We start from the raw sequence: 12,902 nt of genomic DNA, 5'->3' as shown, positions 1-12,902 counted from the left end.
GACTATCACGGAGAGAAAAACAGCATGGCAGCGTTGACTTTGAAGAGCGTGCGCAAGACGTACGACGGCAAGCAGTTCGTGCTGCACGGGATCGACGTCAATGTCGCGGACGGCGAGTTCGTCGTGCTGGTCGGTCCATCGGGCTGCGGCAAGTCGACGTTGCTGCGCATGGTGGCGGGGCTCGAGAGCGTGTCGGAAGGCGAGATCGCGATCGGCGAGCGCGTCGTCAATACGCTCGAGCCGAAGGATCGCGACATCGCGATGGTGTTCCAGAACTACGCGCTCTATCCGCACATGAGCGTGAAGGAGAACATGGCGTATGGTCTGAAGATTCGCGGCATCGCGGGCGGCACGATCGACTCGCGCGTCGCGGCGGCGGCGAAGATCCTCGAACTCGAAGCACTGCTCGAGCGCAAGCCGCGCGAGTTGTCGGGCGGCCAGCGCCAGCGCGTCGCGATGGGGCGCGCGATCGTGCGCGAGCCGTCGGTGTTCCTGTTCGACGAGCCGCTGTCGAATCTCGACGCCAAGCTGCGCGTGCAGATGCGGCTCGAGATCCAGCGCCTGCATGCGCGACTTGGCACGACGAGCCTCTACGTCACGCACGATCAGATCGAAGCGATGACGCTCGCGCAGCGCGTGATCGTGATGAATCGCGGACACGCGGAACAGATCGGCGCGCCGACCGAAGTCTACGAGCGTCCCGCGACCGTGTTCGTCGCGAGCTTCATCGGCTCGCCGGCGATGAACTTGCTCAAAGGCCGCCTTTCACCCGATGGCGCGACGTTCGAAGTCGCGGGCGGCGGCCCCGCGCTGCCGATTGCGGGCGCGCCCGGTATCGGCCGCGAGATTGCCTACGGACGCGATTGGATTCTCGGCATCCGCCCCGAGCACATGACGCCGCAAACCGCCGCAGCGCATGCGCCGCTCGCCGTCGAGTCGTGCGAACTCCTCGGCGCCGACAATCTCGCGCACGGACGCTGGGGCGAGCATGATGTGGCTGTGCGCCTGCCGCATGTGGAGCGTCCGGTACGCGGCGACACACTGCCTGCCGCGCTGCCGGTGCAGCACCTTCATTTCTTCGATCCCGATACGGGCCGGCGCGCGTTTTGAAGCCACGTTTTGAAGCCATAGCGGCAACCACGGAACCCTCGACGATGAGAAGCGACAACTGGCCTTATCCGCGCGTGGTCGCGCATCGCGGCGGCGGCACGCTCGCGCCCGAGAACACGCTCGCAGCGATCGAAACCGGCGCGCGCCTCGGCCTGAAGATGATCGAATTCGACGCGAAGCTCTCGGCCGACAACGTCGTGTTCCTGCTGCACGACGACACGGTGAACCGCACGTCGAACGGGCGCGGCGCAGCGGCGAAGCTGCGTTATGACGAGATCGTGACGCTCGATGCCGGCAGTTGGCGCGATGCACGCTTCGCCGGCGAGCGGATGCCGACGCTCGAGCAAGTCGCCGCGCGCTGCAAGGCGCTGGGTCTCGCGGCGAATGTCGAAATCAAGCCGTGCGCGCTACGCGATGTGCAAACGGGACGGCTCGTCGCGGAGGAGGCGGCGCAGCTTTGGTCATCCTCGGCGGTGCTGCCGCTCTTGTCGTCGTTCTCGTACGACGCGCTAGCCGCCGCACGCGACGCCGCACCCGAGTTGCCGCGAGGGCTGCTGTTCGATGGCGTGCCCGCGGACTGGCGCGCGCAGACGGAGGCGCTCGAATGTGTCTCGCTGCATGCGAATCATCGCGAGCTGACTGAGCGGCTCGTCGCGCAAATCAAGGCGGCAGGTCTGTCTATCCTGGCTTACACGGTGAATGATCCCGAGCGCGCGCGGCTGCTTGGCGAGTGGGGCGTGGACTCGATCTGCACCGACCGCATCGATCTCATCGGCGCGGATTTCTTCGATCGGGCGTGACGCGGCATTAACGAACGACGAGGGCGCGCGTCGAGCACAACGCGGCTCCTACGCACACGACGCGCCGTCCATCACGCATCTACCTTCCGCGCGAAAGCAGCGCCCCGGCGACGAGCGCCACGCCACCGACAATCGCAAGCGCTTGCCACGGGTTTTCCCGCACGTAGTCGTCGGCGTCGGCGAACACTTCGGTCGCGCGTTCGCGCACGCTCTGCTGTGCGCCATCGAGACGGGCGCGCGCATCGTCGAGGCGTTTTTTCAATTGAGTGCGGAGCACGGCCGCGTCGGCCTGCGTGCCGTCGGTGAGCGCTTGCTCGAGCTCGGCCAGCAACTCGCGCATTTCGCCGCCGACGTCTTCGGCCGCGTGCCGGCTATGCCGTGCGATACGGCGCGCGTGCCGCTTGGTGCTGCTCCAGGAATCTCCGATGGCGTCTTTCGTATTCGGCAATGTTGTCATGCTGATCGCTCCGTCGGTAATGGACATGGATGCCAAAACCTCTTTTCAGCAACTTCGATGCCATCCCGCCCGGCGCAAGCGCTCAAGGCGCTTGCCAAGCGGTCGAGGGTAGAAAGTGCATCACGTCTGCCGGTTTGCCGTCGAATTTACAACCTGTCGATATAAGCCGCGCCTAATAAAAAACGCCGCACGTTGTCGTGCGGCGGCACTCATGCAAGCCTAAAATTTCCGCTACGCTTAGAAGCGATAGCCGATCTTCGCGTAAGTGACGATCGGGTCCAGGCGGATCTTCGCTTGCGAATTCACGGTCACTTTCGTCGGGCCCACATTGGCCGTCGAGAAGTTTGCGGTCACGCTGAGCGGGATGTACGAGATCGATACGCCCGCGAACCAGTGGTCCGTGATGTTGTAGTTGAAGCCCAAATTAAACACAGGGGCCCAGGAACGATCCGTGGAAACGCTGGTCGGACCACCATGCAGGAAGTCAGCTTGAAACTGGTTGTTGGTGATCGTGGCGTCGGAGAACCAGACGCGGGTCACGCCTATACCAACATACGGGCGGAGCTTCGCTTGCGGGCTCATGAAGTTCCACTTGAACAGCAATGCCGGGCTCCATTGGCGCACGGTGCCGAGGGTGCCGAACTGCGAGAGCACACCAGAGCCTTGCAGATCGAACTTCGGCGGAATGCCGAATTCGATTTCGCTGGCGAGGTGATCGGTAATGTTGTAGCCGACGCTCAGGCCCAGTGTGTCGGAGCTGTCGACACTGGCGCTGGTGCCCGCCACGGACTGATTGACCGGCGTGCCCCCGGTGCTAATGATTTCCAGCGGGTCGCTGCTGCTTTGAGGTGCTAGATGGAACCAGCCTGTCGTTACGTAAAAAGATCCGGCCGTTTGTGCATGTGCCGCCGTCATACAGGCGAGCGCCGCCGCCCCCGTGATGGCCTGTTTTAATTTCATGTGTGCTCCTCCATAAAAGGCCCGCTTATTATGAAGAGAAGGTTTGAATCAGACCATATGCGCCCGCTAGAGCATTCTCCCTAAGCGCGGCGCCGCTTCGGGCTCAGCCGCGCCGCGCTTAAAGCGAACGTTGGTGCGGCTTTTCAGACCTTCGGGTAATTACCAACGCGACTAAACGGAATCCAGCATGGCACGCCTTGCACGTCTCTACGTTCCTGAACAGCCACAGCATGTGATCCTGCGCGGACTCGATCAGCAGCCCGCGTTTGTCGACGACCAGGACTACGAGCTATTTATCGATTGCCTGAAAGCAGCGTCGCGCGATCATCGCCTAGCCATTCATGCCTATGTGCTGATGCCCGGCGCAGTGCAATTGCTGGTGACGCCGAGCGACGAGGCGAGCTTGCCGAAAGCGATGCAGGCGGTGGGCCGGCGCTACGTCGCCCACTTCAACCGGCGTTACGCGCGGCGCGGCACGCTTTGGGAAGGGCGCTACCGCGCGACCGTCATCGAAGGCGAGCGTTACTTTTTGCTTGCGAGCCGCGTGGTGGAAATGTGTCCCGTGCGGGCGCAACTCGCCACGCTCCCTGAGGACTATCGTTGGTCGAGCTATCGGCATCACATCGGGCTGACGATCGACAGCCTCGTCACCGACCACCCGCTGTACTGGTCGCTCGGCAACACGCCGTTCGAACGGCAGCGCGCGTACAAGGAGCTCTGCGAGCAGCCGCTCGACGAGCGCGAAGCCAGCCAGTTGCAGCAGGCCACGCTGAAGGGCTGGGTGCTCGGCGGCGACTCGTATCGGGAATGGGCGGCGCGCGCGGCGAACCGGCGCGTCTCCCCGTTGCCGCGCGGCCGGCCGAGGAAGGTCCGCGAGACGCCGCATACGCAATAGGCAGCGCCTGCCCCTAACGAGTACGAGGGTCCAAGCGGCCCGCGGCAAAGAAACGGTATCTACGGATGCCGTTTCTTTTTGCTCGTTTTTGATGCGGCCCCATTAAAATGAGATGACAATGCACCAGTTCGATAATTGGTGTCAGACCATCACGTTTTATTTGCTATTCCTTTGATTCGTCGCGTATATTCCGAATTCCGGCGGTTCCCAGGCGCACAACGCAGGAAGCCCGATCGCCCCCGCGGCTGCACACCGGCACAGCGAATGGCGGAACAACAAATGGTTTTAACGGCCGCTTTCGGCCCTTCTCACACGGTGTCCCCATGAACGACCCCCTGCAACCGATGCACTCGGTCCCCGCCGCGCAAGGTCTGTACGACCCGCAAAACGAGCACGACGCCTGCGGCGTCGGCTTCGTCGCCCACATCAAGGGCAAGAAAAGCCACGACATCATTCAGCAAGGTCTGAAGATCCTCGAGAACCTCGACCACCGGGGCGCCGTCGGCGCCGATCCGCTGATGGGCGACGGCGCGGGCATCCTGATTCAGATTCCGGACGGCTTCTATCGCGAGGAAATGGCGCGCCAGGGCGTGACGCTGCCGCCCGCGGGCGAATACGGCGTCGGCATGATCTTTCTGCCGAAAGAGCACGCGTCGCGGCTCGCCTGCGAGCAGGAGCTCGAGCGCACGGTGAAGGCCGAAGGCCAGGTCGTGCTCGGCTGGCGCGACGTGCCGGTCGATCACGCGATGCCGATCTCGCCGACGGTGAAGGCGACCGAGCCGCTGATCCGCCAGATCTTCATCGGCCGCGGCAAGGACATCATGGTGACCGACGCGCTCGAGCGGAAGCTGTACGTGATCCGCAAGACCGCGAGCCACCGCATCCAGGCGCTCAAGCTCAAGCACGGCAAGGAATACTTCGTGCCGTCGTGCTCGGCGCGCACGGTGGTCTACAAGGGGTTGCTGCTGGCGGGCCAGGTCGGCGTGTACTACCGCGACCTGCAGGATGAGCGCGTCGTGTCGGCGCTCGCGCTCGTGCACCAGCGCTTCTCGACGAACACGTTCCCGGCCTGGGAGCTCGCGCACCCGTACCGGATGATTGCGCACAACGGTGAAATCAACACCGTGAAGGGCAACGTGAACTGGCTGAACGCGCGCACCGGCGCGATCGCCTCACACGTGCTCGGCGACGACCTGCCGAAGCTCTGGCCGCTGATCTACCCGGGCCAGTCGGATACGGCGTCGTTCGACAACTGTCTCGAACTGCTCGTGATGGCGGGCTACCCGCTCGTCCACGCGGTGATGATGATGATTCCGGAAGCGTGGGAGCAGCACACGCTGATGGACGACAACCGCCGCGCGTTCTACGAATACCACGCCGCGATGATGGAGCCGTGGGACGGCCCCGCCGCGATCGCGTTCACCGACGGCCGCCAGATCGGCGCGACGCTCGACCGTAACGGCCTGCGTCCGGCGCGCTACCTCATCACCGACGACGACCTCGTGATCATGGCGTCGGAAGCGGGCGTGCTGCCGATTCCGGAATCGAAGATCGTCAAGAAGTGGCGTCTGCAGCCGGGCAAGATGTTCCTGATCGACATGGAGCACGGCCGCATCATCGACGACAAGGAACTGAAGGACAACCTCGCGAACGCGAAGCCGTACAAGAGCTGGATCGACGCCGTGCGCATCAAGCTCGACGAAATCGAGCCGAAGGCCGAAGACGTCGTGACCGAGCGCCGTGAGGCCGCCGCGCTGCTCGACCGCCAGCAGGCGTTCGGCTACACGCAGGAAGACCTCAAGTTCCTGATGGCGCCGATGGCGCAGCAGGGCGAGGAGGCGGTCGGCTCGATGGGCAACGATTCGCCGTTGGCCGTCATGTCGAACAAGAACAAGACGCTCTATCACTACTTCAAGCAGTTGTTCGCGCAGGTCACGAACCCGCCGATCGATCCGATCCGCGAAAACATGGTGATGTCGCTCGTGTCGTTCGTCGGCCCGAAGCCGAACCTGCTCGACACGAACAACATCAACCCGCCGATGCGTCTCGAAGTGTCGCAGCCGGTGCTCGACTTCAAGGACATCGCGAAGATCCGCGCGATCGATCAGTACACGGGCGGCAAGTTCAGCTCGTATGAGCTGAACATCTGCTACCCGGTGGCCTGGGGCAAGGAAGGCATCGAGGCGCGTCTCGCGTCGCTGTGCGCGGAAGCCGTCGATGCCGTGAAGTCCGGCTACAACATGCTGATCGTGTCCGACCGCCGCACCGACCGCGACAACGTCGCGATCCCGGCGCTGCTCGCCACCGCCGCGATCCACACGCACCTCGTGAGCCAGGGCTTGCGCACGAGCACGGGCCTCGTCGTCGAGACGGGCTCGGCGCGCGAAACGCACCACTTCGCGCTGCTCGCGGGCTACGGCGCGGAAGCCGTTCACCCGTACCTTGCGATGGAAACGCTCGCGCAGCTGGCACAAGGGCTCAAGGGCGACCTGTCGGCGGAAAAGGCCGTCTACAACTTCACGAAGGCGATCGGCAAGGGCCTGCATAAGGTCATGTCGAAGATGGGCATTTCGACGTACATGTCCTACACCGGCGCGCAGATTTTCGAAGCGGTCGGTCTCGCGAACGATCTGGTCGAGAAGTATTTCAAGGGCACGGCGTCGAAGGTCGGCGGCATCGGCTTGTTCGAAGTGGCCGAGGAGGCGATTCGCCTGCATCGCGACGCGTTCGGCGACGACCCGGTCCTCTCGACGATGCTCGACGCGGGCGGCGAGTACGCCTACCGCGTGCGCGGCGAAGACCACATGTGGACGCCCGATGCGATCGCGAAGCTCCAGCACTCGGCGCGCAGCAATTCGTATCAGACGTACAAGGAGTACGCGCACCTCATCAACGACCAGACCCGCCGTCACATGACGTTCCGCGGCCTGTTCGAATTCAAGGTCGCGCCGGCGAAGGCGATTCCGCTCGACGAGGTCGAATCGGCGAAAGATATCGTCAAGCGCTTTGCGACGGGCGCGATGTCGCTCGGCTCGATCAGCACGGAAGCGCACGCCACGCTCGCGATCGCGATGAACCGCATCGGCGGCAAGTCGAACACGGGCGAAGGCGGCGAGGACGAGAACCGCTATCGCAACGAGTTGCGCGGCATTCCGATCAAGAACGGCGACACGCTCGCCTCGGTGATCGGCCCGGAAGTCGTGCGCGACATCCCGTTGAAAGACGGCGATTCGCTGCGCTCGAAGATCAAGCAGGTCGCGTCGGGCCGCTTCGGCGTGACCGCGGAGTACCTCGCGTCCGCCGATCAGATCCAGATCAAGATGGCGCAAGGCGCGAAGCCGGGCGAGGGCGGCCAGTTGCCGGGGCACAAGGTGTCCGAGTACATCGGCAAGCTGCGCTACTCGGTGCCGGGCGTCGGCCTGATTTCGCCGCCGCCGCACCACGACATCTATTCGATCGAAGACTTGGCGCAGCTGATTCACGATCTCAAGAACGTGAACGCGTCGTCGAGCATTTCGGTGAAGCTCGTGTCGGAGAACGGTGTCGGCACGGTGGCTGCGGGCGTTGCGAAAGCGAAGGCCGATCACGTCGTGATCGCCGGCCATGACGGCGGAACGGGCGCTTCGCCGCTGTCGTCGGTCAAGCACGCGGGCACGCCGTGGGAACTGGGCCTCGCCGAAACGCAGCAGACGCTGGTGCTCAACCGCCTGCGCGGCCGCATCCGCGTGCAGGCCGACGGCCAGATGAAGACGGGCCGCGACGTCGTGATCGGCGCGCTGCTCGGCGCCGACGAGTTCGGCTTCGCGACGGCGCCGCTCGTCGTCGAAGGCTGCATCATGATGCGCAAGTGCCACCTGAATACGTGCCCGGTCGGCGTGGCGACGCAGGATCCGGTGCTGCGCGCGAAGTTCTCGGGCCAGCCCGAGCACGTCGTGAACTACTTCTTCTTCGTCGCCGAGGAAGTGCGCGAGATCATGGCGCAGCTCGGCATCCGCAAGTTCGACGACCTGGTTGGCCGCGCGGACCTGCTCGACATGAAGAAGGGCATCGAGCATTGGAAGGCAAAGGGGCTCGATTTCTCGCGCGTCTTCTATCTGCCGCAAGTGCCGGACGATGTCGCGCGCAAGCATGTCGAGGAGCAGGACCACGGCCTCGCGCGTGCGCTCGACCATACGCTGATCGAGAAGGCGAAGGCCGCGATCGAGAAGGGCGAGCACGTGTCGTTCATCCAGCCGGTGCGCAACGTGAACCGTACGGTCGGCGCGATGCTGTCGGGCATGATCGCGAAGAAGTACGGCCACGACGGCCTGCCTGACGACGCGATTCATATCCAGTTGAAGGGCACCGCGGGCCAGAGCTTCGGCGCGTTCCTCGCCAAGGGCGTCACGCTCGATCTCGTCGGCGACGGCAACGACTACGTCGGCAAGGGTCTCTCGGGCGGCCGCATCATCATCCGTCCAACCAACGATTTCCGCGGCAAGTCGGAAGAGAACATCATCTGCGGCAACACGGTGATGTACGGCGCGATCGAAGGCGAAGCGTTCCTGCGCGGCGTCGCGGGCGAGCGCTTCTGCGTGCGCAATTCCGGCGCGACGGCGGTGGTGGAAGGCACGGGCGACCACGGTTGCGAATACATGACGGGCGGCACGGTCGTCGTGCTCGGCGAGACGGGCCGCAACTTCGCGGCCGGGATGTCGGGCGGCGTCGCGTACGTGTACGACCCGGACGGCGCGTTCGCCGGCAAGTGCAACAAGTCGATGGTCGCGCTCGATCCGGTCCTGCAGCAAGTCGAGCAGGAACGCACGGTGGACCGCGCGCTGTGGCACGCGGGCCAGACCGACGAAGCGCTCTTGAAGGGGCTCGTCGAGCGTCACTTCCAGTTCACCGGCTCGCCGCGTGCGAAGGCGCTGCTCGAGAACTGGGATGCGGCGCGCCGTCAGTTCGTGAAGGTCTTCCCGACCGAGTACAAGCGCGCGCTCGGCGAACTCGGTGCGAAGAAGGCAGGCAAGGAAGCCATCGCCGCCTGATACGCAACCGTCGAACCGTCACCTGCGTTTTTGCGAAGCACCCGCCGCACGAGCGGCGGGCGCCGATCCCCTTACCGATACAGAGATTGAGAAGAGAACCCCATGGGCAAGGCAACCGGTTTTCTCGAGTACGAACGCCGCCACGAGGCGTATGAAGCACCGCTCACGCGAGTGAAGCACTACAAGGAATTCGTCGCGGCACTGACCGACGACGAGGCGAAGATCCAAGGCGCACGTTGCATGGACTGCGGCATTCCGTTTTGCAACAACGGCTGCCCGGTGAACAACATCATCCCGGACTTCAACGATCTGGTCTTCCATCAAGATTGGAAGCACGCGATCGAGGTCCTGCATTCGACCAACAACTTCCCCGAGTTCACGGGCCGCATCTGCCCGGCGCCGTGCGAAGCGGCGTGCACGCTCGGCATCAACGCGGACCCGGTCGGCATCAAGTCGATCGAGCACGCGATCATCGATAAGGCATGGGCCGAAGGCTGGGTCGCGCCGCAGCCGCCGAAGCACAAGACGGGCAAGAAGGTGGCCGTCGTCGGTTCGGGCCCGGCGGGTCTCGCGGTCGCGCAACAGCTCGCGCGCGCCGGGCACGACGTGACCGTGTTCGAAAAGAACGATCGAATCGGCGGTCTGCTGCGCTACGGCATCCCCGATTTCAAGCTCGAAAAGTGGCTGATCGACCGCCGCATGCGCCAGATGGAAGCCGAAGGCGTGACGTTCCGCGCCAATGTCTTCATCGGTAAAGATCCGCTGCCGGCGCATATCGGCAACACGGCGAAGGAAACCGTCACGCCGGCCGAGCTGAAGGAACAGTTCGACGCGATCGTGATCGCGGGCGGCGCGGAAACGCCGCGCGATCTGCCCGTGCCGGGCCGCGAGCTCGCGGGCATTCACTACGCGATGGAGTTCCTGCCGCAGCAGAACAAGGTCAACGCCGGCGACAAGGTGTCCGACCAGCTGCTCGCGAAGGGCAAGCACGTCGTCGTGATCGGCGGCGGCGACACGGGTTCGGACTGCGTCGGCACGTCGAACCGCCATGGCGCGAAGAGCGTCACGCAGTTCGAGCTGCTGCCGCAGCCGCCCGAAGAAGAGAACAAGCCGCTCGTGTGGCCGTACTGGCCGGTCAAGCTGCGCACTTCGTCGTCGCATGAGGAGGGCTGCGAGCGCGATTGGTCGGTGGCGACGAAGCGCTTCGAAGGCAAGAACGGCAAGGTCGACAAGCTGATCGCCGCGCGCATCGAGTGGAAGGACGGCAAGATGCAGGAAGTGCCGGGCTCCGAGTTCGAGCTGAAGGCCGATCTCGTGCTGCTCGCGATGGGCTTCACGCAGCCGGTGTCGCCGGTGCTCGAAGCGTTCGGCGTCGATAAGGACGCGCGCGGCAACGTGCGCGCTTCGACCGAAGGCGACAAGGCGTATTACACGTCGGTCGAAGGCGTGTTCACGGCGGGTGACATGCGGCGTGGCCAGTCGCTCGTCGTGTGGGCGATTCGCGAAGGCCGCCAATGTGCGCGCTCGGTCGACGCGTTCCTGATGGGGCATTCGGATTTGCCGCGCTAAGGCGATCGATCCGGAAAACCCTGCCAAGTCAAATAGCAGGGCTAGGTGGAGACGATAAAGCGGTAAGGAAGGCCGGGCGCCCGCAAGGGCGACCCGGCCTCGTTTCTTCTGAATGCGCACTGCGTGCGCGCGCAGTACAGTAGGAATCGAACGCGATAGACAGGTCGCGATACCCGTACTCGGCCAACCGACGAACGGAGGCGCTCGTGGACGACGACTGGCAACGCTGCTTCATCGCACTCGCACCCGATGCGGCGACGCGCGAGACGCTCTCCGGGCTTCCTTCGCCGCCGGTTGCCCGGCGCGTGCCGGTCGATCAGTTGCATCTGACGGTCGCGTTTCTGGGGACGATTTCCGCCTGCAAGGGCGGGTTGCTCGGCTATTCGCTGTCGTCGGTTGCCGAGGCGCTGCCGGTCTTTCGCACGGAGCGCATCGAGCATTGGCCCGGGCCGGCGCATCCGCGGCTGACGGTTGCGGTGCTCGCGAAATCCGATGCATTGTTTGCGCTCGCCGCGCGTATTAGGGCGGTGTTGGAAGCGCTGGAATTGCCGATGGACGATCGCGCGTTCCGTCCGCACATCACGCTTGCACGGTTTCCGCGTGACGCGTCGGCGCTTTGCGAATTGCCGGTGCCGGTTGCCGGGCTGTCGATCCGTTTCGATACGCTCGCGCTCTATTCGAGCACGCTCGCGCGGCATGGGGCGCGCTATAGCGAGCTGGCGTCGGCGGCGTTGCCCGACGGCGAGGAGGGCGAAGCCGCCACCGGTTAGCTTGCGTGCGCAGGCACGCGTACCGGCTACGCGCGATAGCGCGCCAGCGTCAGTCCGTCGAGATCGATCTCCGGCGTAGCGCCCGTGACGAGATCCGCGACCACCTTTCCCGATCCCATCGACATCGCCCAACCCGTCGAGCCGTGCCCGAGGTTGAGCCACAGCCCGTCGATGCCGCATGGCCCGACGAGCGGCGCGCCGTCGGGTGTCATCGGCCGGCGGCCGACCCAGAATTGCGCGGTCGACGGCTTCGCCGCATGCGGGAACCAGTCGTCGAGCACCTTCATGAGCGTCTGCAGCGCTTGTTCGCGCAAGGTCGCGCGGCGGTCGCCGAGTTCCGCCGTGCCCGCGATCCGCAGTTTCGGACCGAAGCGCGTGATCGCCGTCTTCAGCGATTCGTCCATCAGCGCGGCGCGCGGCGCTTTTTCGTCGTCGACGACAGGCAGCGTCGCCGAGTAGCCCTTTACCGGATAGAGCGGGACCCTCACCCCGAGAGGCGCAAGGACGTCTACGCTGTCGACGCCTAGCGCGGTCACGACCGCGTCGGCAGACAGCGTCTGCTGAGGGCCTTGTGCGCTTTCGATGCGCGCGCCGCGCACTTTGCCGCCTTGCACGTCGAGCGAAACCACGCGCGTGTCGAAGCGGAACCGCACGCCGTTCGCTTCGCAGACCGCGCGCAACTCGCGTGTGAAGGTCGCGCAATCGCCGGCTTCGTCGTCGGGCAGGTAGAGCCCGGCATACGGCGTTTGCTTGGCCCAGCGCAAGCCCGGCTCGATCTGCACGCATTCGGCGCCGCTCACCTCGCGATGCGCGATGTCCGCGTCGCGCAGTACAGCGAGCGCGGGCTGTGCGAGCTTCACATCGAACTCGCTGCGAAAGAGCTGCAAATAGCCTTGGCTGCGTCGGTAGTCGAACGCGTGCTGATTGCGGAACTCGTGCAGGCACGCGCGGCTGTAGTACGCGATGCGCTGCATCCGCTCCTTGTTCACGCGGAACCGCGCGAGGTCGCATTCGCGCAGCCACCTCGCGATCCAGCGCCATTGCGCGGCATCGAGCGTCGGCCGGAAGATCAGCGGCGACGCGGGCTTGAACAGGTACTTGAGGATTTTCGCCGGCATGCCGGGCGCGGCCCACGGCGTCACATAGCCGGGCGCGATCACGCCCGCGTTGCCGAAGCTGGTGGCGAGCGCGACGTCGGGCTCGCGTTCGATGACGGTGACGTCGCAGCCTCGCTCGCGCAGATAAAACGCGGTGGCGACGCCGATCACGCCGCCGCCGAGAACAATCGTATGCATGGTCGAAATACGGGGTGAG

At 64.7% G+C, this 12,902-nt stretch carries 9 protein-coding genes; 6 read left to right on the top strand and 3 right to left on the bottom strand.

The window, feature by feature from the left end; all coding sequences use genetic code 11:
• The first annotated feature begins 24 nt into the window (after positions 1-24).
• Complete coding sequence (locus FAZ95_RS19935) at positions 25-1,110, top strand: sn-glycerol-3-phosphate import ATP-binding protein UgpC (protein ID WP_137334028.1); 1,086 nt, start codon at positions 25-27, stop codon at positions 1,108-1,110.
• 44 nt (positions 1,111-1,154) lie between these two features.
• A complete protein-coding gene (ugpQ, locus tag FAZ95_RS19930) occupies positions 1,155-1,910 on the top strand; it encodes a glycerophosphodiester phosphodiesterase (RefSeq protein ID WP_137334027.1) in 756 nt (251 codons plus the stop codon).
• Positions 1,911-1,989: 79 nt separating this feature from the next.
• On the opposite strand, the gene FAZ95_RS19925 is transcribed toward ugpQ, so the two are convergent.
• Together FAZ95_RS19925 and FAZ95_RS19920 are read right to left on the bottom strand one after the other, a co-directional pair.
• Entirely contained in the window at positions 1,990-2,367 is a 378-nt protein-coding gene (locus FAZ95_RS19925) for an ElaB/YgaM/YqjD family protein (RefSeq protein ID WP_137334026.1), read from the bottom strand.
• Positions 2,368-2,604: 237 nt separating this feature from the next.
• Positions 2,605-3,327, bottom strand: coding sequence for an OmpW/AlkL family protein (locus FAZ95_RS19920; RefSeq protein ID WP_137334025.1), 723 nt, complete (start codon positions 3,325-3,327; stop codon positions 2,605-2,607).
• A gap of 187 nt (positions 3,328-3,514) precedes the next feature.
• On the opposite strand from FAZ95_RS19920, the gene FAZ95_RS19915 reads away from it, so the two are divergent.
• From FAZ95_RS19915 to thpR, 4 genes are all read left to right on the top strand, one after another.
• Positions 3,515-4,222, top strand: a complete 708-nt coding sequence (locus FAZ95_RS19915; RefSeq protein ID WP_137334024.1) for a transposase — start codon at positions 3,515-3,517, stop codon at positions 4,220-4,222.
• Positions 4,223-4,545: 323 nt separating this feature from the next.
• On the top strand, positions 4,546-9,249 hold the full coding sequence (locus FAZ95_RS19910; RefSeq protein WP_137334023.1) for a glutamate synthase-related protein: 4,704 nt from the start codon (positions 4,546-4,548) through the stop codon (positions 9,247-9,249).
• Positions 9,250-9,351: 102 nt separating this feature from the next.
• Positions 9,352-10,818, top strand: a complete 1,467-nt coding sequence (locus tag FAZ95_RS19905) for a glutamate synthase subunit beta (RefSeq protein ID WP_137334022.1) — start codon at positions 9,352-9,354, stop codon at positions 10,816-10,818.
• Positions 10,819-11,024: 206 nt separating this feature from the next.
• The gene (gene thpR / locus FAZ95_RS19900) at positions 11,025-11,588 is read left to right on the top strand and encodes an RNA 2',3'-cyclic phosphodiesterase (RefSeq protein ID WP_137334021.1); all 564 of its coding nucleotides are present in this window, start codon (positions 11,025-11,027) and stop codon (positions 11,586-11,588) included.
• 26 nt (positions 11,589-11,614) lie between these two features.
• Here the strand turns inward: thpR and FAZ95_RS19895 are convergent, their stop codons facing one another.
• Positions 11,615-12,883: a D-amino acid dehydrogenase gene (locus FAZ95_RS19895; RefSeq protein ID WP_137334020.1), complete on the bottom strand. Its 1,269-nt coding sequence runs from the start codon at positions 12,881-12,883 to the stop codon at positions 11,615-11,617.
• Positions 12,884-12,902: the final 19 nt, after the last annotated feature.

This window comes from Trinickia violacea (assembly GCF_005280735.1).
GTDB classification, from domain to species: Bacteria; Pseudomonadota; Gammaproteobacteria; order Burkholderiales; family Burkholderiaceae; genus Trinickia_A; species Trinickia_A violacea.
This window is presented reverse-complemented; position numbering and strand designations above follow the sequence as displayed.

What these genes read in the sequence shown, in the direction of transcription:
- FAZ95_RS19935 (WP_137334028.1), top strand. Translation starts at nt 25, where the DNA reads ATGGCAGCGTTGACTTTGAAGAGCGTGCGCAAGACGTACGACGGCAAG.
- ugpQ (WP_137334027.1), top strand. Translation starts at nt 1,155, where the DNA reads ATGAGAAGCGACAACTGGCCTTATCCGCGCGTGGTCGCGCATCGCGGC.
- FAZ95_RS19925 (WP_137334026.1), bottom strand. Translation starts at nt 2,367, where the DNA reads ATGACAACATTGCCGAATACGAAAGACGCCATCGGAGATTCCTGGAGC.
- FAZ95_RS19920 (WP_137334025.1), bottom strand. Translation starts at nt 3,327, where the DNA reads ATGAAATTAAAACAGGCCATCACGGGGGCGGCGGCGCTCGCCTGTATG.
- FAZ95_RS19915 (WP_137334024.1), top strand. Translation starts at nt 3,515, where the DNA reads ATGGCACGCCTTGCACGTCTCTACGTTCCTGAACAGCCACAGCATGTG.
- FAZ95_RS19910 (WP_137334023.1), top strand. Translation starts at nt 4,546, where the DNA reads ATGAACGACCCCCTGCAACCGATGCACTCGGTCCCCGCCGCGCAAGGT.
- FAZ95_RS19905 (WP_137334022.1), top strand. Translation starts at nt 9,352, where the DNA reads ATGGGCAAGGCAACCGGTTTTCTCGAGTACGAACGCCGCCACGAGGCG.
- FAZ95_RS19895 (WP_137334020.1), bottom strand. Translation starts at nt 12,883, where the DNA reads ATGCATACGATTGTTCTCGGCGGCGGCGTGATCGGCGTCGCCACCGCG.